This is a genomic window from Streptomyces sp. NPDC044002 (assembly GCF_056434525.1).
Genome location: NZ_JBWKEZ010000054.1, coordinates 38,316 through 58,301 on the forward strand (window position 1 = coordinate 38,316; position 19,986 = coordinate 58,301).

The 19,986-nt window shown below is 69.2% G+C and carries 19 protein-coding genes and 1 pseudogene; 11 read left to right on the plus strand and 9 right to left on the minus strand.

Going from position 1 to position 19,986, the window contains the following annotated elements:
• Positions 1-21 precede the first annotated feature (21 nt).
• A complete protein-coding gene (locus AC07A6_RS31070) occupies positions 22-1,701 on the plus strand; it encodes an AMP-binding protein (protein ID WP_478779356.1) in 1,680 nt (559 codons plus the stop codon).
• Positions 1,702-1,760: 59 nt separating this feature from the next.
• Here the strand turns inward: AC07A6_RS31070 and AC07A6_RS31075 are convergent, their stop codons facing one another.
• Both AC07A6_RS31075 and AC07A6_RS31080 read right to left on the minus strand, forming a co-directional pair.
• Positions 1,761-2,249 (minus strand): glutathione peroxidase, encoded by a 489-nt coding sequence (locus AC07A6_RS31075; RefSeq protein ID WP_362467757.1) that lies wholly within the window; start codon positions 2,247-2,249, stop codon positions 1,761-1,763.
• Between the two features lie 83 nt (positions 2,250-2,332).
• Positions 2,333-3,187 carry a hypothetical protein gene (locus AC07A6_RS31080; protein WP_478779357.1) on the minus strand — a complete coding sequence of 285 codons (855 nt, stop codon included), beginning with the start codon at positions 3,185-3,187 and terminating at the stop codon, positions 2,333-2,335.
• A gap of 268 nt (positions 3,188-3,455) precedes the next feature.
• Between AC07A6_RS31080 and gcl the strand changes: the two genes are divergently transcribed.
• Positions 3,456-5,243, plus strand: coding sequence for a glyoxylate carboligase (gcl, locus tag AC07A6_RS31085; RefSeq protein WP_362467761.1), 1,788 nt, complete (start codon positions 3,456-3,458; stop codon positions 5,241-5,243).
• A 783-nt stretch (positions 5,244-6,026) separates the two neighbouring features.
• Here the strand turns inward: gcl and AC07A6_RS31090 are convergent.
• The 4 genes and pseudogenes from AC07A6_RS31090 to AC07A6_RS31105 all read right to left on the minus strand — a co-directional run bounded on the left by AC07A6_RS31090 (position 6,027) and on the right by AC07A6_RS31105 (position 8,670).
• Complete coding sequence (locus tag AC07A6_RS31090) at positions 6,027-6,593, minus strand: GNAT family N-acetyltransferase (RefSeq protein WP_478779358.1); 567 nt, start codon at positions 6,591-6,593, stop codon at positions 6,027-6,029.
• 73 nt (positions 6,594-6,666) lie between these two features.
• Positions 6,667-7,118 (minus strand): annotated as a pseudogene (locus tag AC07A6_RS31095) (NUDIX hydrolase).
• A gap of 5 nt (positions 7,119-7,123) precedes the next feature.
• On the minus strand, positions 7,124-8,353 hold the full coding sequence (locus AC07A6_RS31100; RefSeq protein ID WP_478779359.1) for a helix-turn-helix domain-containing protein: 1,230 nt from the start codon (positions 8,351-8,353) through the stop codon (positions 7,124-7,126).
• A complete protein-coding gene (locus tag AC07A6_RS31105) occupies positions 8,353-8,670 on the minus strand; it encodes a putative quinol monooxygenase (RefSeq protein WP_478779360.1) in 318 nt (105 codons plus the stop codon). Before AC07A6_RS31105 ends, AC07A6_RS31100 begins: the two co-directional genes overlap by 1 nt.
• 136 nt (positions 8,671-8,806) lie before the next feature.
• Here AC07A6_RS31105 and AC07A6_RS31110 point away from each other — a divergent pair, with 136 nt between their 5' ends.
• Entirely contained in the window at positions 8,807-8,953 is a 147-nt protein-coding gene (locus AC07A6_RS31110; protein ID WP_362467770.1) for a hypothetical protein, read from the plus strand.
• On the plus strand, positions 8,946-9,200 hold the full coding sequence (locus tag AC07A6_RS31115) for a hypothetical protein (protein WP_478779361.1): 255 nt from the start codon (positions 8,946-8,948) through the stop codon (positions 9,198-9,200). The genes AC07A6_RS31110 and AC07A6_RS31115 overlap by 8 nt, the downstream gene beginning before the upstream one ends.
• Before the next feature lie 972 nt (positions 9,201-10,172).
• Here the strand turns inward: AC07A6_RS31115 and AC07A6_RS31120 are convergent.
• The 3 genes from AC07A6_RS31120 to AC07A6_RS31130 form a co-directional block, all read right to left on the minus strand.
• Positions 10,173-11,630 (minus strand): catalase, encoded by a 1,458-nt coding sequence (locus tag AC07A6_RS31120; RefSeq protein ID WP_469116720.1) that lies wholly within the window; start codon positions 11,628-11,630, stop codon positions 10,173-10,175.
• 239 nt (positions 11,631-11,869) lie between these two features.
• Complete coding sequence (locus tag AC07A6_RS31125) at positions 11,870-12,760, minus strand: 2-hydroxy-3-oxopropionate reductase (protein WP_007267382.1); 891 nt, start codon at positions 12,758-12,760, stop codon at positions 11,870-11,872.
• 75 nt (positions 12,761-12,835) lie between these two features.
• Positions 12,836-13,669: a TIM barrel protein gene (locus tag AC07A6_RS31130; RefSeq protein ID WP_125598712.1), complete on the minus strand. Its 834-nt coding sequence runs from the start codon at positions 13,667-13,669 to the stop codon at positions 12,836-12,838.
• Positions 13,670-13,794: 125 nt separating this feature from the next.
• Here AC07A6_RS31130 and AC07A6_RS31135 point away from each other — a divergent pair, with 125 nt between their 5' ends.
• From AC07A6_RS31135 to AC07A6_RS31165, 7 genes are all read left to right on the plus strand, one after another.
• Positions 13,795-14,046, plus strand: a complete 252-nt coding sequence (locus AC07A6_RS31135; protein WP_385770584.1) for a thiamine-binding protein — start codon at positions 13,795-13,797, stop codon at positions 14,044-14,046.
• Positions 14,043-14,447 carry a helix-turn-helix domain-containing protein gene (locus AC07A6_RS31140; protein ID WP_362474022.1) on the plus strand — a complete coding sequence of 135 codons (405 nt, stop codon included), beginning with the start codon at positions 14,043-14,045 and terminating at the stop codon, positions 14,445-14,447. Before AC07A6_RS31135 ends, AC07A6_RS31140 begins: the two co-directional genes overlap by 4 nt.
• 147 nt (positions 14,448-14,594) lie before the next feature.
• Positions 14,595-15,110 carry a 2-oxo-4-hydroxy-4-carboxy-5-ureidoimidazoline decarboxylase gene (gene uraD, locus AC07A6_RS31145; RefSeq protein WP_362474019.1) on the plus strand — a complete coding sequence of 172 codons (516 nt, stop codon included), beginning with the start codon at positions 14,595-14,597 and terminating at the stop codon, positions 15,108-15,110.
• Between the two features lie 2 nt (positions 15,111-15,112).
• Positions 15,113-15,502, plus strand: a complete 390-nt coding sequence (gene uraH, locus AC07A6_RS31150) for a hydroxyisourate hydrolase (RefSeq protein WP_385533518.1) — start codon at positions 15,113-15,115, stop codon at positions 15,500-15,502.
• A gap of 1 nt (position 15,503) precedes the next feature.
• Positions 15,504-16,427: a factor-independent urate hydroxylase gene (gene pucL / locus AC07A6_RS31155; RefSeq protein WP_125598700.1), complete on the plus strand. Its 924-nt coding sequence runs from the start codon at positions 15,504-15,506 to the stop codon at positions 16,425-16,427.
• Positions 16,428-16,616: 189 nt separating this feature from the next.
• Positions 16,617-18,020 carry an 8-oxoguanine deaminase gene (locus AC07A6_RS31160; protein WP_125817987.1) on the plus strand — a complete coding sequence of 468 codons (1,404 nt, stop codon included), beginning with the start codon at positions 16,617-16,619 and terminating at the stop codon, positions 18,018-18,020.
• A gap of 435 nt (positions 18,021-18,455) precedes the next feature.
• Positions 18,456-19,847: a nucleobase:cation symporter-2 family protein gene (locus tag AC07A6_RS31165; RefSeq protein WP_362474009.1), complete on the plus strand. Its 1,392-nt coding sequence runs from the start codon at positions 18,456-18,458 to the stop codon at positions 19,845-19,847.
• The last annotated feature ends 139 nt before the right edge of the window (positions 19,848-19,986 follow it).

Consider the following 19,986-nt stretch of genomic DNA (forward strand, 5'->3'; position numbering starts at 1 on the left):
CGGCGCGGCACGATGCCTCTCATGACGGAGAACAGCGCCACCGAAAGCTTCCAGGCCGCGCGGGACTTCCTGCTCGAACACCGCGGGAAGTACGACGCCGCCCACGCCGGCTTCACCTGGCCCCGCCCCGAGCGCTTCAACTGGGCCCTCGACTGGTTCGACCACATCGCGACGGGCAACGGCGCCGACGCCCTGCGCATCGTCGAGGAGGACGGCACCAGCCGCTCCGTCTCCTTCGGCGAGATGAGCGTGCGCTCCGACTCCGCCGCGAACTGGCTCCGCGCCCAGGGAGTCGCCGCCGGAGACCGGATCCTCGTCATGCTCGGCAACCAGAGAGAACTGTGGGAGGTGATGCTCGGCGCGATGAAGCTGCGCGCCGTCGTCATCCCCGCCACCCCGCTGCTCGGCCCCGCCGACCTGCGTGACCGGGTCGACCGCGGCCACGTACGCCACGTCATCGCCCGCGCCGAGGACACCCACAAGTTCGACGAGGTCCCCGGCACCTACACCCGCATCGCCGCCGGGACGGAGGTCCCCACCGGGTGGCGGCGGCTGGAGGACATGTACGCCACCGACTGCAACTTCACCCCGGACGGCATCACCCTCGCCACCGACCCCCTGATGCTCTACTTCACCTCGGGCACCACAGCCAGCCCCAAGCTGGTCGAGCACACGCACGCCTCGTACCCGATCGGGCACCTGTCCACCATGTACTGGCTCGGGCTGCGCCCCGGCGACGTCCACCTCAACATCGCCTCACCCGGCTGGGCCAAGCACGCCTGGTCCAACATCTTCGCCCCCTGGAACGCGGGCGCGACCGTCTTCGTCCACAACTACACCCGCTTCGACGCCGAGCGCCTCATGGCCGAGATGGACCGCGGCGGCGTCACCACCTTCTGCGCCCCGCCCACCGTCTGGCGGATGCTGATCCAGTCCGACCTCACCAAGCTGCGCAGGCCCCCGCGCGAGGCCGTCGCCGCCGGCGAGCCGCTCAACCCCGAGGTGATCGAACGGGTCCGGGACGCCTGGGGCATCACCATCCGCGACGGCTTCGGCCAGACCGAGACCACCCTCCAGGTCGGGAACTTCCCCGGGGCCGAGGTCAAGCCCGGGTCCATGGGCCGGCCGGCGCCCGGGTACGAGATCGTCCTGCTGGACGCCGTCACGGGCAAGGAGTCCCCCGTCGAGGGGGAGCTGTGCGTGGACCTGCGCAGCGCCCCCGCCGGGGTGATGACCGGCTACCGCGACGACCCCGAGCGCACCGCCGAGGCCATGGCCGACGGGCTCTACCGCACCGGCGACATCGCCTCCCGCGACCCCGACGGCTACCTCACCTACGTGGGCCGGGCCGACGACGTCTTCAAGGCCTCCGACTACAAGATCAGCCCCTTCGAGCTGGAGAGCGCACTCCTGGAGCACGAGGCCGTGGCCGAGGCGGCCGTCGTCCCCGCCCCCGACGAGCTGCGCCTGGCGGTGCCGAAGGCGTACGTCACCCTCGCCGCCGGGTGGGAGCCCGGCGAGGAGACCGCCCGGGCGCTCTTCGAGCACTCCCGGGCGGTCCTCTCCCCGTACAAGCGGATCCGGCGCATCGAGTTCGCCGAGCTCCCCAAGACCGTCTCCGGCAAGATCCGCCGGGTCGAGCTGAGGGAGCTCACCGCGGCCGGCTCGGCGCGCGAGTACGACGAGGCCGACCTGGGCTGAGCCGGCCTGCGCCTAGCGCCGGCCTGGGCTGAGCCGGCCCGGGCCTGGCGGGGCCGGCCTCAGCCCGGCAGCTGCGCCTCGATCGCGGCGATGACCTCGGGGGCCTCGGGCTCGGTGCGCGGGCGGAAGCGCGCGACGACCTCGCCGGCGGGGGAGATCAGGAACTTCTCGAAGTTCCACTGGATGTCCCCCGCCTCACCCTCGGCGTCCGCGGTCTTCACCAGCTCCTGGTACAGCGGGTGCCGGTTCTCGCCGTTCACCTCGGACTTCTCCAGCATCGGGAAGGTCACGCCGAAGCCGGCCGCGCAGAAGGTCTGGATGTCCTCCGCGGTACCCGGCTCCTGCCCGCCGAACTGGTTGCAGGGCACACCTATGACGGTGAAGCCCTTCGCCTCGTACTTGAACTGCAGCCGGGCCAGTCCCGAGTACTGGGGGGTGAGCCCGCACTGGGAGGCCGTGTTCACCAGCAGGATGGCCTTGCCCCGGTGGGCCGCCAGGCTGGTGGGCTCGTCGTCCAGGGTCGTCAGCGGGATGTCGTACAGGCTCATCGGGCTCTCCTCGGCAGGAAGGGGCGTCAGGACGATGTTCGGGATGTCCAAGAAGTTGATACGTATATCAACAGCCCCAGAGCCTAGGCCCCCATTCCCACCAGCCGGTCCGCCGGGTCGTTGACCGGCTGCGGCATGCCCGTCAGGTCCATCACGAACAGCGGTATCCCCAGGTCGTCCGCCCGTCCCCGGGCCTCCTCGGTGTACCCGGCCAGGGAGAAGTAGACGCTGGGCGCCGAGGCCGTCAGGCCGTTCAACCACACGCACTCCACCGCCCGCAGCCCGGCCGGCGCGGTGGTCGGGTCCACCTGCGCCACCACCCCGGGCGCCCGCAGGTCCACCACCGCGGAGGGGATCGGCACCTGGTCGGGCTGGCGCACGTCCTGGAAGCCGAGCCAGCGCAGGTACAGGGCGGCCGTGACCACCGCGTCCCGGGCGGTACGGATGGTCACGGGCCGGAACGCCGGCCGCGACACCGCGGGCCGCCCGGCGGCCGGGCCCGTACGCGACCCCTGACCGTCCGGGCCGTCCGGACCCTCCGCACCCTCCGGGCCGTCCGCACCCCCGCCGGGTTCCGCCCGGGCCGCTTCCCGCCGTACGCCGTCCCGCGCGCCCCCGGCTGCGCCCCCGCCCGCGCCCGCGCCCCGGCCCGCCGCGTCCCCGGCCGGCTGCTCCACCGGGTGCACGGGTACCCGTACGACCATCCCGCAGGAGCCGCAGCCGACCTCCGGGTGCGGCCACTCGCTCTCCCGGCCGCAGGCCCCGCAGCGCACGGTCACCCAGGCCTCCGACCAGTTGCGGTGCGTGAGGGGGACGGGCGGGGCCGCCAGGTCCAGGGGCGGCGCGACCGGGCTCCCGCAGGCGCAGGGGTAGACCGGGACGCTGTATCCGTTCTCGCGCCGGCACGAAGGACAGCGCACCGGTACCGCTTCCGCCATGAGACCTGGACCCCCTCCGTCGCTGTGCGTGGGTCCATGCTCCACCACCGGCGACGGCGGGGCGACGAGGACCGGCTGATTCACGCCGATCCGTTGCCGGGCCCTGGTCATTTGTACAACTCACCGAACGCAATGCGGCTTTTGGTGGGTTCCGGGGTGCCGTACCGCCTTGACGTGCGCGAAGTCGCGCTTTAGCTTGTTCCGTATAGCAGAACAAAAATTCCGGATGACGGAAAAAGTCTGACCGCCAGACCCGCAGGAGAACCTGATGCCTCGTATGACAGCCGCCGCTGCCGCAGTTGAGATCCTCAAGCTCGAGGGTGTCGAACAAGCGTTCGGCGTGCCCGGTGCTGCGATCAACCCGTTCTACCGCGAGCTCAAGAACGTGGGCGGCATCGCGCACACGCTGGCCCGCCACGTCGAGGGCGCCTCGCACATGGCCGAGGGCTACACCCGTGCCAAGGCGGGCAACATCGGCGTCTGCATCGGTACCTCGGGCCCGGCCGGCACCGACATGATCACCGGCCTGTACTCCGCCATCGCGGACTCGATCCCGATCCTCTGCATCACCGGTCAGGCTCCGGTCTCGAAGCTCCACAAGGAGGACTTCCAGGCCGTCGACATCGCCACGATCGCCAAGCCGGTCACCAAGGCCGCGACCACCGTCCTGGAGGCCGCGCAGGTCCCCGGCGTGTTCCAGCAGGCCTTCCACCTGATGCGCTCCGGCCGTCCGGGCCCGGTCCTGATCGACCTGCCGATCGACGTCCAGCTGACCGAGATCGAGTTCGACCCCGAGACCTACACCCCGCTGCCGGTCTACAAGCCGCAGGCCAGCCGCGCCCAGGCCGAGAAGGCCCTCGGCTTCCTGCTGGAGGCCGAGCGCCCGCTGATCGTCGCCGGTGGCGGCATCATCAACGCCGACGCCTCCGACCTGCTGGTCGAGTTCGCCGAGCTGACGGGCATCCCGGTCATCTCCACCCTCATGGGCTGGGGCACCATCCCGGACGACCACGAGCTGGCCGCCGGCATGGTCGGCGTCCAGACCGCGCACCGCTACGGCAACGCGACGTTCCTGGAGTCGGACACGGTCATCGGCATCGGCAACCGCTGGGCCAACCGTCACACCGGCTACAACCTGGACGCCTACACCAAGGGCCGCAAGTTCGTCCACGTCGACATCGAGCCCACCCAGCTGGGCAAGATCTTCGCCCCGGACTTCGGCATCGCCTCCGACGCCAAGGTCGCCCTGGAGCTCTTCATCGAGGTCGCCAAGGAGTGGAAGGCCGAGGGCAAGCTCCCCGACTTCTCCGCCTGGGCCGCCTCCGCGCAGGAGCGCAAGGCCACCCTGCAGCGCCGCACGCACTTCGAGAACATCCCCATGAAGCCGCAGCGCGTCTACGAGGAGATGAACAAGGCGTTCGGCCCGGAGACCCGCTACGTCACCACCATCGGCCTCTCCCAGATCGCGGCCGCGCAGTTCCTGCACGTCTACAAGCCGCGCCACTGGGTCAACTGCGGCCAGGCCGGCCCGCTCGGCTGGACCATCCCGGCCGCCATCGGCGCCGCCACCGCGCAGCCCGACGTCCCGGTCGTCGCCCTCTCCGGCGACTACGACTTCCAGTTCATGATCGAGGAGCTGGCGGTCGCCGCCCAGCACAAGGTCCCCTACGTCCACGTCCTCGTGAACAACGCCTACCTGGGTCTGATCCGCCAGGCGCAGGGCGGCCTCGGCATCAACTTCGAGGTCAACCTCGAGTTCGAGAACATCAACACCCCGGAGATCGGCGTCTACGGCGTCGACCACGTCAAGGTCGCCGAGGGCCTGGGCGTCAAGGCCATCCGCGTCACCGACCCGGACAAGCTGGGCGAGGCCTTCGAGGAGGCCAAGAAGCTGGCGCAGGAGTTCCAGGTCCCGGTCGTCGTCGAGGCCATCCTGGAGCGCATCACCAACATCGCGATGAGCAAGACGGTCGACATGAGCGACGTCACCGAGTTCGAAGAGCTCGCGACCGAGCCGGGCCACGCCCCGACCGCGATCAAGGCCCTCCAGGTCTGATCGACCCCGTACACGGCTTGCGGCCCCCGTTCCTCCTCAGGGAGGGCGGGGGCCGTTGGGCTTTTCGTACGCGGCCCCGTGAGGCGGGGTCGACACCCTCGGGCGGGTGGGTCCGGGGCGGTGTTGGGCGCCCGCGGAGCGGGGCACGGGGCTCGGGCGGGCCCGAGGCGGGGGCGTGCCCTCTGCCTTCGAGCGCGGCGGGGCTCCGGTTGCGGGGCGGGGTTGGGGGTGGGGGAGCGGTGTCCCCACGGACCGGATCAGAGCTGGTTGGGGGCTTCCCGTCAGTCCCATCGTCCTTCCGGTTCGTGCCGGCCTGTCAAGGGCGCTCCTTCGTCGCGTCGCTTCGCGATGTCGCTTCGCTCCACCCTTGACAGACCGACCCGCCCCGGAAAGACGAAAGACTGCCGGGAAACCCCCAAAGAAACGGCACGGTCCATCATTGGAGGAGCGGCCGTGTCAGCGATCAGGCGAGGGGTCAGGGGCCGGCCTGCCGGGCATCCGGCCCCCACATCCATGATTCCGGGCCAGGGGCGCGACTACCCGCACGAGAGGTCGGTCAGAGCCCCCGCCAGGCCACCCAAGCGCGACAGATCGCTACGCGCTCCTCACGTCTCGGCGTCCGACGACCGCCTGTGGCTGATACCCGCACGAGAAGACGAACAGGGCAGCCGAGGAGGCGTCCAGGCGCGGTAGATCGCTACGCGCTCCTCTGGTCTCGGCGGCCAGCGGCCGTCCTGGGCCGATACCCGCACCAGAGGACGAACAGAGCAGCGCGGGAAGCGGTCAGGCACCCCGCGGTGTGTTGGCGAGCAGCATCATGTAGTGCAACGGTGCTCCAGGCCACGGGCGGGCGTCGCCCACTTTGCGGTAGCCCCAGGCCCGGTAGGCGGCCACCGAGGCTTCGCTGTCCGGGCGGACGTTGAGCAGCACGCGTTCGGCGTCGGTCGTGGAGACGAGGGTGTCGTGCAGGCGACGGGCGACCCCCTGCCTGCGCCAGGGGGCGCGCACGGCGAGCTCCATCAGGCCGAAGGTTCTGCGGCCGTCCTCGCGGCGCATGTCATCCGGCACGGGCTCGGTCAGCTCATCCCACCAGACCGTCTGCGGGCCGAGGGGGAAGCCGTAGGCCATGCCTACCGGTTCGCCGTCATCGGTCGTGGCCAGTGCTCCGGCGAAGGTGCCCTTGCGGGTCTGGGACCGGAAGCGCCGAAAGGCGGCGGACACGTCTGCTTCGGTCTCGCCGTAGGGAGGTTCGGCGAAGGCCTCGGCGTAGACCAGCCGGAAGGCGTCCTCGGCCTTGGCCGCTGCCGGCCCGTCGAGCCGCTCGATGCTGAACTGTGCTGACTGGCTCATCCCAGGTCCTCTCAGACGGTCGCGCGGATCCGCACGGGCGGTCCGGCTTTCGATCGCGGTCGGTGGCGCCTGTCTAGGGCTGCTCTGTGAGGAGTTGGCGTCCGTCGTGGCTTCGGACATGGGGGCCGTGGCCGTCGAGGGCGTCCAGGAGTCGGATGGCGTAGACCTCGGACATGCGCTCGGCCACCTCGTCCGCTGTCAGCCACTGGACTGCCGTGCTCTCGCCTGAGACGCGCTCTGTGCCGCCGGAGGGCTTGCAGCGGAAGACCAGTGCCACCACTCCGGCCGTGACGTTCTTGTACACGCCGGTGAGCTGATCCACCTCGACACTAATGCCGGTCTCCTCCAACACCTCCCGCCGCACGCCCTCTTCGGGGGTTTCCGCCAGCTCCAGCACTCCCCCGGGAGCTCCCACGTCCCGTTGTCGGCGCGGCGGATGGCCAGCATTCGGCCGTCATCACGCACCACCACCCCGGCAACCGACACGGAATGGCGTGGCGTTGAGACCTTCGGTGGGGTGTTCATTGGTCTCAGCCGAGACTGTCCGTGCGTTCGGCCAGGGCTCGCAGTTCGTCGGAGGCGGTGCGGCCGGCGCTGAGCACGAGGTCCCTGATGGCCGTCCGGGCCGCGAGGTGGGTGCGGACCATTTCAGGTGCCAGTTTCTCGGCGCGCAGTAGGCAGTCCAGTGAGTCTGCGTGCTGGCGGCGTTGTGCGTGGGCTCTGCCCATGTCCATCAACAAGCGGGCCTGGCGCTCGGCGGACAAGCCGTCCGCGTTGATCCCCTTGGAGAGGTCAAGGGCCTCGCCTGCATCGCCGAGTTCGACTGCGGTCGAGACGGCTTGGATCTCCACGTTCGTGGGGCCGAACTCGAGATGGAAGTCGTTGCGGTCCTCGCCCAGCCGTCGGGCGACGCTTCGGGCGGCCTCGATCTGCTGCCGCGCGGCGGATCTGTCGCCCGCGCGGGCCTGTACGAGTGCCAGCACCAGGTGCAGCGATCCCAGGACGGACAGGCGCTGGGGCTCGCCGGCCCTGCTGTTCTCAAGGGCGCTGATGGCCGTGACCGCAGCACGCTCCGCCTGGTCGAGGTGGTTCAGGCGTACGAAGGCGTGGCACAGACGGTAGATCCCGGCGAACACGCTCAGCGGGTTGCCTGAGAGCTCCGCCGCGCGGATCGCCCGGTCCGCTGCGACCCATGCCGCATCTGCCTCGTGCTGGCGCACGAAGGCCGCAGCCAGGGCTTGGTAGGTCCTGGCCAGCAGATCGTGCAGTTCGGGTACGTGCTCAGCCGACGCCGTACGGCAGGCCCACTCCAGCCTCGGGACCAACGCGCTTATTTCCACACTCAGCTCCGCGAACCGAGCGCTGTGGGTGAGGGTCCAGATCACGTCCACCGACGAACGGAGGGCGAGGAGGTCGTCCGGCTGGAAGTCCTGGCGTGGATTGAGGAGGACATCGAGCGCTGGATGCCCGGACAGCACCAGCCGGGCCTGATCGAGGTCGTTCGTCTCCGACACGGGTGACGGGGTCGCCTCGACCGGGGGCGGCGCGTCGGGTTGAAGAACCTGGAGCGGCACGCCGAGGCCGTCAGCCAGAAGGCGCAGCACGTCCAGGCGGTTGACCGGCTGGATACCCCGCTCGACCTGTGACAGCCAGCTCGCCGTGCGGCCGATGGCCGCAGCGAGTTCTCCCTGCGTCACGCCCTTCTGCTTGCGCAGACCTGCCACGCGCGCCCCAAAGACGCGCCGCTCCTCGGAACTCACTACGCTGCCGCCACCTTCCCCGCGATCGCATCGAGGAACGTGACCTCGACACCGGCAAGGTACTGCTCCCGCTGAGCGAGGAAGTGCTTGGTGTGCGGCTGCGCCTCGTGAGCGTCGAAAGCCTGACGGTCCGCGTACAGCTCGTAGAACACGCGCACCAGGGGCTCGCCCTCCGGCACGTGCACCACGTAGGTCAGCGTCCCGGGCTCCGCTCCCTTGATGCCCTCCAGGGTGATCGCGCACAGCTCGTCGAACGCCTTCGCGGCTTCCTGATCGCGCAGTGAGAAGCGCACGACCAGGCCGAATCCCTCGCTCATACGTGCTCCTTTCGAGTCGCAGACAGTCTCGCAGGCGCACAGACATCCTGCGAGTAACAATTTCTCTTGATTCGCAGAAACGCTGCGAGTAGTGTCGTAGTTGCTCTGCTACTGAATGTGAGCGAGGAGGGTGTGCATGCCTCAAGTCCCCGTGGACAGCAGCGACGACAGCCAGCCGAAGGCTGTGGCTGCGGTCATCGCGCCGAGTGCGGTTCTACTCGATAGGGCTGTGGCCGGCTGGGAGCGCTTCCTCGGCACCTTCGAGGTGGCATCCGATGAGTGAGTGCTACGAGTACGTCCCCCACCGACTGCTCTACCGACGCGTCCGCGACATCGCCTCTGGCGTTGAGGGCGTGCTGATGGCAGTGATCAACGAGAACGTCTCGGACACCGGTATCGAGCGGTGGATGGAGCTCGCCTATATCCGAGGTGCCTCCGGCCGTGAATTCACCACCGCCGCCACCAACGTCGAACCCGCCCTAGACCAGCCCCAGACGGCCGTCGGCCGCCGAGATGAGAGAAGCGCGTAGCGATCTGACGCGCCCGACCGCTCCCTGGACTGCTCTGTTCGCCCTCTGGTGCGGGTACCAGCCACGGACGGGAGTCGGACGCCAAGCGGGGAGGGGCGCGTAGCGATCTGCTGCGCCTGGAGGCTCCGCAGGTCGCCCAGACCAACCTCTCGTGCGGGTAACCGCGCCCGCGACCCGGAAACAGGGCATCTGAGGGCCCGGATGCCCGGCGGGCCGGCGCCCGGCCCCTCGCCTTATCCCTGAGACGGCCGCTCCTCCAACGATGGACCGTGCCGTTTCTTTGGGGGTTTCCCGGCAGTCTTTCGGCTTTCCGGGGCGGGTCGGTCTGTCAAGGGTCGCCGAAGGCGATCGCGTAGCGACGCGACGAAGGAGCGCCCTTGACAGGCCGGCACGACACGGAAGGGCGATGGGACTGACGGGAAGCCCCCAACCCGCTCTGATCCGGTCCAAGGGGACACCGCTCCCCACCCACCGGCCCGCACCCTGGGAGGCGGGTGGGCAAATACCGACCCGCCCCACCCCCTCGAGGGGGAGATAGCGGGCCCGCGCCGCAAGCCCCGTACCCCGCGTCCCGCACCCCACCCCCCCCCAACAACAAAGAGCCGAGTCACGGGACCGTCCGTGACTCGGCTCTCTGGTTGTTACCGCCCGACGGAGCGAGGCTGGCGCGACAGGACGTTCGCACCGCCGGGCGGAGTTGGAAGGTTCTCCTCTATATAGAGGGGGCCCTGTGCGTGGCCCCTCTATATAGAGGAGTGGCTGGGACCGTGGCGGTCGGGCGACGAGAACTCCGGCGTCGTCTCCCTCAGGTCAAGAGACGGGCCTCGGAACCCATTACCACCGCACTGGCTCGCTCGCCCGCCACGGTCCTCGTCCTGCCCCCACCGCGTACCACCCCTCATCCGGGTCCGCGGTGCGGGCTCGGCACCCGGGGCCTGACCTCCCGTCAGGCCCCCGGTGCAGCTTTTCGGCTCAGGCGTCGCGCAGGGCGCGGACGGCCTCCTCGACGCGCTTGCCGTAGTCGGCGTCGGCGGCGTGGAAGTGAGCCAGGTTCTTCTCGATGACGTCCTCGAGGGTGACCTGAGACAGGCCGCCGGCGATGTTCGCCACCAGACGCTGCTTCTCGGCCTCCGACATCAGGCGGTAGAGCTCACCGGCCTGGAAGAAGTCGTCGTCCTTGGTGTGGGCCGGGGCCTCGTGGGTGCCCGTGTAGCCGGAGACGGCCTTGGGGGCACCGAGGGCTATGCCGGTCTCGGCGGGGCCCTGGTACGAGTTGGGCTCGTAGTTCTTGTCGGCGCGCGAACCGTTGCGCAGCGCCATGACGCCGTCGCGGCCGTAGTTGTCGGCCTTCGTCGCCTTGGGGGCGTTGACCGGCAGCTGGGTGTGGTTCACACCGAGGCGGTAGCGCTGGGCGTCGGCGTACGCGAACAGGCGGCCCTGGAGCATCTTGTCCGGCGAGGCGGTGATGCCCGGGACGAAGTTGTTCGGGGAGAACGCGGACTGCTCGACCTCGGCGAAGACGTTGTCGGGGTTCCGGTCCAGGACCAGGCGGCCGACGCGCTGCAGCGGGTAGTCCGAGTGCGGCCACACCTTGGTGAGGTCGAACGGGTTGAAGCGGTAGTCCGCGGCCTCGGCGGCGGGCATGATCTGGACGTAGAGGGTCCAGCTCGGGTTCACGCCGCGCTCGATGGCCTGGAGCAGGTCGGTCTGGTGCGAGTTGGCGTCCTGGCCGACGAGCTCGGCGGCCTGCTCGCCCGAGAGGCAGCGGATGCCCTGGTTCGTCTTGAAGTGGTACTTGACGAAGAAGGCCTCGCCCTGGGCGTTGGTCCACTGGTAGGTGTGGGAGCCGTAGCCGTTCATGTGGCGGTAGGACGCCGGGATGCCGCGGTCACCCATCAGCCAGGTGATCTGGTGCGTGGCCTCGGGGGCGTGCGCCCAGAAGTCCCAGACGTTGTCCGGCTCCTGCTTGCCCGTGAAGGGGTCGCGCTTCTGGGAGTGGATGAAGTCGGGGAACTTGATCGGGTCCTTGATGAAGAACACCGGGGTGTTGTTGCCGACGAGGTCGTAGTTGCCCTCTTCGGTGTAGAACTTGAGCGCGAAGCCGCGCGGGTCGCGGACGGCGTCCGCGCCACCGAGGGAGTCGGCGACGGTGGAGAAGCGCAGGAAGGTCTCGGTCTTCTTGCCGACCGTGTTCAGGAACGCCGCGCTCGTGTACGCGGTGACGTCGTCGGTCACCTCGAAGTAGCCGTACGCGGCAGAGCCGCGGGCGTGCACGACGCGCTCCGGGATGCGCTCGCGGTTGAAGCGGGCGAGCTTCTCCAGGAGCTGCTGGTCCTGGATCAGGAGCGGGCCACCGACGCCGGCGGTGGCGGAGTTCTGGTTGTCGGCGACCGGGGCGCCGGACTCGGTCGTCAGCGTGCGCTTCGACATGGTGACCTTCCGTACGGGTAACTGCTGACGGAAAGCGTCTTCCGTCATGCGGAACAGCCTAATTTCGGCGTGAACGCGACGTCAACAGTTTGTTTAAAAGAAAGAGTGAGGAGAGGTGATCCGGACGGTGCCGGCACTTGGGCGCGACAGGACAGGTGTCAGCACCGGCACCATCCGGAAACTCAGGCCCCCGTCAGGGCGGGGGGAGGGCGGCCCGGGGGAGCGGGCCGCCGTGGTGATCAGACCTGGGCGCCGGAGAGGCGCTCGACCGCGCGCAGCAGCGCGGAGTGGTCCAGGCCGCCGTCACCCTGGGCGCGCAGCGAGGCGACCAGCTGGGCGACGACCGCGCCGACCGGCAGGGCCGCACCGACGTTGCGGGCGGCGTCGGTGACGATGCCCATGTCCTTGTGGTGCAGGTCGATCCGGAAGCCGGGCTTGAAGTCGCGGTTCAGGAAGTTGTCCTTCTTGCGGGTCAGGACCGTGGAGCCGGCCAGACCGCCGTTGAGGACGTCGAGGGCGGCCTCGAGGTTCACGCCGGACTTCTCGAGGAAGACGACGGCCTCGGCGCACGCCTGGATGTTCACCGCGACGATGAGCTGGTTGGCGGCCTTCACCGTCTGGCCGGAGCCGTGCGGACCGCACAGGACGATGACCTTGCCGAGGGTCTCGAGGATCGGGAGCGCGGCGTCGAAGTCGGCCTGCTCGCCACCCACCATGATCGACAGTACGGCCTCGATGGCGCCGGCCTCGCCGCCGGACACCGGGGCGTCGATGACGCGGATGCCCTTCTCGGCGGCGTTCTTCGCCAGGTCGACGGAGGTCTGCGGGGTGATCGACGACATGTCGATGATCAGCGCGCCGGACTTGGCGTTCTCGAGGATGCCGTTCGGGCCGTAGTTGATGGCCTCGACCTGCGGGGAGGCGGGCACCATCGTGATGATGACGTCGGCGTCGGCGACGGCCTCGGCGATCGAGCCGGCCGCGGAGCCGCCGGCGGCGGCCAGGCGGTCCAGCTTGTCCTGCTCCAGGGTGAAGCCGGTGACCGAGTAGCCGGCCTTCAGGAGGTTCTCGGACATGGGGGAGCCCATGATGCCGAGACCGATCCACGCGATCTTGGGGAGGTTGCTCATGATGAGGGTCCTTCTCTTAATGCTTCGTACGAAAAGTGCGTGAGGTGCCTGGCCGATCGCCCGGACTTTGTCCTCTTACTTGGCGGCGCGGGCCTCGGCCGGGAGCCAGTCGAAGGACGCGGCGGCGTCGGCGGCCTTGTACTCCAGGCCGACGAAGCCCTGGTAGCCGGCCTTCTTCAGCTGGTCGAGGAGGTCCTCGAGGGGCAGCTCGCCGGTGCCGGGGGCACCGCGTCCCGGCTTGTCCGCGATCTGGACGTGCCCGGTCTTGGCGGCGTACTTTTCGATGACCTCGGAGAGGTCCTCATCGTTCATCGCCAGGTGGTACAGGTCGAGGAGGAACTTGGCGTTCCCGAGGCCGGTGGCCTCGTTCACCTTGTCCACCACCTCGATGCCGGCCGGGGCGCTCACCAGGGGGTAGAGCGGCGACTCGGGCTTGTTGAGGGTCTCGATCAGGAGGATCGCACCCACGCGGTCCGCGGCCTGGGCCGCGACGACCAGGTTCTTCAGGGCCAGCTCGTCCTGGACCGCCGGGTCCACGCCCTCGACGCGGTTGCCGTACAGGGCGTTGAGCGCCTTGCAGCCGACCGAGGCGGCGAAGTCGGCCGCCACGTTGATGTTGGCGTTGAAGCGGTCCGACTCCTCGCCGGGGACCGATACCGCACCGCGGTCCGGGCCCGGCAGCTGGCCGGCGTAGAAGTTCAGGCCCACCAGCTGGGTGCCGGCGTCCTCAAGAGCCTTCTTGAGGGCGTCCAGCTCCTCCTGAGCGGGGGTGGGGGTCTCGATCCAGGGCCACCACAGCTCGACCGCGGTGAAGCCCGCCGCGGCGGCGGCCGCGGGGCGCTCCAGGAGCGGGAGTTCCGTGAAGAGGATCGACAGGTTCACATCGAAGCGCTGGTCCGTGTATCCCATGAGGGGTGTGCGCTCCTTCCGTATTGCGGAAGTTATTTTCTGCTTGATGGAAGACTGCAAGCCGACCGTCGCACTTGTCAAGTGCGGACTCCCGGAATCTCAGGACTGCCCGGTAGCTTGACGACGTGCGATTGAGAGTTGAGTTCACGACCGAGCCCTTCGACCTCGAAGAGGCTCCCGCCCACGCCGTGGCCGCCCGCGAGGTCATCCAGAAGGCCGAGCTGGACGCGGTCGACGTCGGCCCGTTCGGAAACACCGCGGAGGGCGACTCCGACCGGGTGCTGACCGCCGTCGCCGCGCTGCTGCGCGACGCCCTGGACGCCGGCGCCACGCGCGTCTCGCTCCAGGTCAATGTGATCGGGGAGGACGGCGCATGACCGAGCCCCGCGACCACCCGTTCGTCGCCGCGGTCAAGCCGCTGGTGGACGCGATGGGCGGCGAGATGATGGACCCCGCCCTGGCGGAGCCCGACGACGTCGTGCTCGCGTGGGAGGGCCAGGAGCTGCTGGCCGTGCGCCTGCCCCAGCTCTCCGACTCGCTGGACCGCATCCTTGCCGTGCTGGAGCGCCGGCACGGCGTACCGTTGTCACAGCTGGACCGCAAGGCCAAGCAGGACGTGGTGCGCATACTGGAGGCGCGGGGCGCCTTCTCGGTGCGGCACGGTGTGGAAACGGTCGCGAGCGCCCTGGGCGTAAGCCGCTTCACGGTCTACAACTACTTGAACCGGGATGCCGCCGCTCAAACGAAGCCCGAAAAGACAGCCAAGAGTGAGGGCTGAATAACCCGTGGTGACGAGCCGCCGCCCAATTCACCCGGGCGGCGGCTTTTGTGTACGGGAAGTTTCAACAAAGTGTTGACGCCGTGTTGCCGAGGGCGTTAGCTATGCGCAGCCCGTCAAAGCAACAACAGGCCACGGAGGCCTACCGTGACTTCGAGTCCGACCCCGGGTCTCACCCGGTTCAACGCCTTGGACGACAGTGCGGCCACGGCCGAGCTGCACGAGGTGTGCGCCAGTTCGGCGTGGGGGAGCAAGCTGCTCGCCCAGCGCCCCTTCGCCACCGTCGACGCCCTGTTCGCCGCCAACGAGTCCGCCATGGCGGAGCTCACCGCGGAGGACCTCGGCGAGGCGATGGGAGGCCACGCGCCGATCGGCCGGCCGAAGCCGGGAGACCCGACCTCCGCCCGCGAGCAGCGTGGCATGGCCGGTGCCTCGGAGGAGCTCAAGAACGAGCTCCTGGAGCTGAACCTGGCGTACCAGGAGAAGTTCGGCCACGTCTTCCTCATCTGCGCCACCGGTGCGACCGGTGAGTTCATGCGGGACGCGGTCAAGGTCCGGATCGACAACAGCGCCGAGCAGGAGCGAGAGATCGCCCGCGGCGAGCTGGTGAAGATCAACCGGATCCGCCTGACCCGCCTCGCCGAACTCGCAGAAGGAGAGTGACCATGAGCACCGAGACCACCGCGTCGGTGTCCACCCACATCCTGGACACCAGCATCGGCCGTCCCGCCGAGGGCGTCGCCATCTCCCTGTCGGCCCGCGCGGGCCTCGACGGCGAGTGGGCGGCCCTGGGCGGCAGCGCCACCGACGCCGACGGGCGCTGCAAGGACCTGCCGGCCCTGCCGGAGGGCACCACACACGTGCGTCTCGACTTCGAGACCGAGACGTACTTCGCAAAGAAGCAAGCCGAGGCGCAGCAGGACGCCCCCCGCGTAAGGGACAGCGGTGCGTTCTTCCCCGAGGTAACCATCACCTTCGCGGTGAACCCGGGCGAGCACTACCACGTACCGCTGCTGCTCAACCCGTTCGGCTACTCCGTTTACCGAGGGAGCTAGCATGGCCACGATTCTGGGCCAGAACCAGTACGGCAAGGCAGAGAACCGCGTCGTCAAGATCACGCGGGACGGCGACACCCACCACATCAAGGACCTGAACGTCTCGGTCGCCCTCTCCGGCGACATGGACGACGTCCACTACTCCGGCTCGAACGCCAACGTCCTCCCGACGGACACCACCAAGAACACGGTGTACGCGTTCGCCAAGGAGTACGGCATCGAGTCCGCCGAGCAGTTCGGCATCCACCTGGCCCGTTGGTTCGTCAACAGCCAGGAGCCGATCCAGCGCGCGCGCATCCGGATCGAAGAGTACGCCTGGGACCGCATCGCGACCTCGGACGCCAACTCCAAGTTCATCGGCGCCGACGAGGTCAACCACTCCTTCGTCCGCAAGGGCATGGAGACCCGCGTCACCCAGATCACGTACGACGGCCAGAACTGGGAGGTCATCTCCGGCCTCAAGGACCTGATCGTCATGAACTCCACGAACTCCGAGTTCTGGGGTTACGTGAAGGACAAGTACACGACCCTGCAGGAGGCGTACGACCGCATCCTGGCCACCCAGGTGTCGGGCCGCTGGCGGTTCAACTGGACCGACGACGAGCAGCGGATGCCCAACTGGGAGAAGTCCTACGCCGAGACCCGGAAGCACATGCTCCAGGCCTTCGCGGAGACCTACTCCCTGTCGCTGCAGCAGACCCTGTACCAGATGGGTTCGCGCATCATCAACCACCGTTCGGAGATCGACGAGGTCCGCTTCTCGCTCCCGAACAAGCACCACTTCCTCGTCGACCTGGAGCCCTTCGGCCTCAAGAACGACAACGAGGTCTACTTCGCCGCGGACCGCCCGTACGGTCTGATCGAGGCGACGGTCCTCCGCGACGGCGCTGACGCCCGTATCCCCGTGGACATGACCAACCTCTGAGCAGTGCACGCTCGCGTCCCGGGGCTCCGCAGTGGCCCCGGGGCGCGACACCCCCACAACTTCCTGAATCGGCACCCGGACCAGCACACGGGGCGGCAGTACTGTCAGCTGTCAGGCCCCCGGATCCGGCACTCAAATCCCCTGGGTTTTGCCGTGCCCGCACCGCCACTGAAAGCACGAGGAAGTCCCATGGCAGCACCGGCAGCCCATGACGGCGCCGTAGAGCGCATCGTCATCGAGAACTGTGCGATTGCGACCGTCGACGCGAACGACACCGAGTACGCCTCGGGTCACATCGTCATCGCCGGCAACAAGATCGAGTCCATCGGCGCGGGCAAAGCCCCCGAGAACCTCGACAACGTCGTCCGCCGGATCGACGGCACCGGGCACCTCGTGACCCCCGGTCTGGTCAACACGCACCACCACTTCTACCAGTGGATCACGCGTGGCCTGGCCACCGACCACAACCTCTTCAACTGGCTCGTCGCGCTGTACCCGACCTGGGCGCGCATCGACGAGCAGATGGCGTACGTGGCCGCCCAGGGCTCCCTGGCCGCGATGGCCCGCGGCGGTGTCACCACCGCGATGGACCACCACTACGTCTACCCCAAGAACTCCGGCGACCTCTCCGGCGCGATCATCCGCGCCGCGTCCGAGATGGGCGTCCGCTTCACCCTCGCCCGCGGCTCCATGGACCGCAGCGAGAAGGACGGCGGCCTGCCGCCGGACCACGCCGTCGAGACCCTTGAGGGCGCCCTCGCGGACACCGAGGCGACCATCAAGAAGTTCCACGACGCCTCCGCCGACTCGATGACGCAGGTCGCGGTCGCCCCGTGCTCCCCCTTCTCGGTCTCCACCGAGCTGCTGAAGCAGGGTGCCGAGCTGGCCCGCCGCCTGGGTGTGCGCATGCACACGCACGGCTCGGAGACGGTCGAGGAGGAGAAGTTCTGCCACGAGCTCTTCGGCATGGGCCCGACCGACTACTTCGAGTCGACCGGCTGGCTCGGCGAGGACGTGTGGATGGCGCACAGCGTCCACATGAACGACTCCGACATCGCGGCGTTCGCCCGCACCAAGACCGGAGTCGCGCACTGCCCGTCCTCCAACGCCCGTCTGGCCGCCGGCATCGCCCGCGTCCCGGACATGCTGGCCGCCGGCGTCCCGGTCGGCCTCGGCGTGGACGGCACCGCCTCCAACGAGTCCGGTGAGCTGCACACCGAGCTGCGCAACGCGCTGCTGATCAACCGTCTGAACCCGGTGCACCGCGAGGCCGCGCTCAACGCCCGCCAGTCGCTGCGCCTCGGCACCTACGGCGGCGCGCAGGTCCTCGGCCGCGCCGACAACATCGGTTCGCTGGAGGTCGGCAAGAACGCCGACCTGGTGCTGTGGAACCTGAACACCTTCCTGCACTCCTCGATCGCCGACCCGGTCACCGCGCTCGTCTTCGGTGCGGCCGCCCCGGTCACCGCCTCGTTCGTCAACGGCAAGCAGATCGTCGAGAACAACCGGCTGCTCTTCGCGGACGAGGAGGCCATCGCGGTCTCCACCCGCGAGGAGGCCCAGCGCCTGGCGCGGATCTCCGCTCAGGGCTGATCTCCCCAGCGACCGCTGGGGGGAACCCCAGAAGTCCGGTCGGGGGGGACGGCCCCCGGCCGGCGGCCGCGGACCCGAGCGGGGTCCGCGGCAGCCGTTCCCGGGAAGCGCCCGAGGAGAGATCCGAGGGCGCCCCCGGGAGCGGTCACCGCTCCCACCGGAGCGGTGATCACGCGACGACCGCCCAGCGGCGGTGACTCGTGACACCCGCACCGCAGCGAGACACGTACACCTCGTGCCACTGCCACGGCACCACCAGCCCCTCAGGGGGGTGGGGCCACCGCGTGGAGCCGATTTTGGGCGAATCGATTCCGCACCCCTTGGGACAAGAAGTAGCAGCACCCACAACTCCATACAGGCTGGACCAGCACGCTTTCGCACCACCTCCATGACACCCACGTCCCTGCCGACGTGTTTAACCGACCGGAGGAAGCCGTGGCCGCAACGCCCAGGTTTCGCAAAGATGCAGTCGCAGTACCGGAGGAGAAGCACCCGGTCGACGAGACCTTGCCTCCGCTGAAGATGTTCACGAGCGGTCTCCAGCACGTGGCCGCCATGTACGCGGGTGTCGTAGCCCCGCCGATGATCGTCGGCCCGGCCGTGGGCCTCTCCGCCACCGAGACCGCCTTCCTGATGGGCGCCTCGCTCTTCACCGCAGGGCTCGCCACCCTGCTCCAGACCCTCGGGTTCTGGAAGATCGGCGCCAAGCTCCCCTTCGTCAACGGCGTCTCCTTCGCCGGCGTGACCCCGATGATCGCCATCGGCAAGGGGGAGGGGGACAACGCCATCCCCATCATCTTCGGCGCGATCATCGTCGCCGGACTGGTCGGCTTCATAGCCGCCCCCTACTTCGGCAAGCTCGTACGCTTCTTCCCGCCCGTCGTCACCGGCACCGTCATCACCCTGATCGGCGTATCGCTGCTGCCGGTGGCCTTCAACTGGTCGCAGGGCGGCAACCGCACCGCCGCCGACTACGGCTCGATGAAGAACATCGGCATGGCGGCCCTCACCCTGGCGATCGTCCTGGTGATGCGGAAGTTCCTGCGCGGCTTCCTCCAGCAGATCTCCATCCTGCTGGGCCTGGTCGCCGGCACGCTGATCGCCCTCCCGCTGGGCATGACCAGCTTCGACGCCGTCAAGAACGCCTCCGTCGTCGGCTTCCCGACCCCCTTCCACTTCGGTGCCCCGCAGTTCCAGGTCGCCGCCATCGTCTCGATGTGCATCGTGATGCTGGTCTGCATGACCGAGTCGACCGCCGACATCCTGGCCCTCGGCAAGATCGTCGGCCGGCCCGCGGACGCGAAGACCATCGAGGGCGGTCTGCGCGCCGACACCCTCGGCAGCGCGCTCAGCCCGCTGTTCAACGGCTTCATGTGCAGCGCCTTCGCCCAGAACATCGGGCTCGTGGCGATGACCAAGGTGCGCAGCCGCTTCGTCGTCGCGGCCGGCGGCGGCATCCTGATCCTGCTCGGCCTGTGTCCCATGGCCGCCTCCGTGATCGGGGTCGTCCCGCTGCCCGTCCTCGGCGGCGCCGGCGTGGTCCTCTTCGGCTCGGTCGCGGCCAGCGGCATCCAGACCCTGGCGGGCGCGGCCATGGAGAAGGGCGAGAACGCCCTGATCGTCGCCGCCTCGGTCGGCATCGGCCTGATCCCGATCGCCGCGCCCGAGTTCTACCACGCCTTCCCGAAGGACCTGCTGGTCGTCCTCGACTCCGGCATCAGCACCGGCTGCGTGGTCGCGATCCTGCTCAACCTCGCCTTCAACCACCTCGGCGCGAAGCGCGACGCGGCCGCGGAGGCCGCGGCGGAGCCGGCCTTCGTCCACTGAGCCCGCCGCCCCGGCCCACCGGGCCGGGACCGGGCGCCGGGGGGGGGGGGGGGGGGGTGGGTGGGGGGGGGGGGGGGGGGGGGGGGGGGGGGGGGGGGGGGGGGGGGGTGTAGGGGGGGGGGGGGGGGGAGAAGGGGAG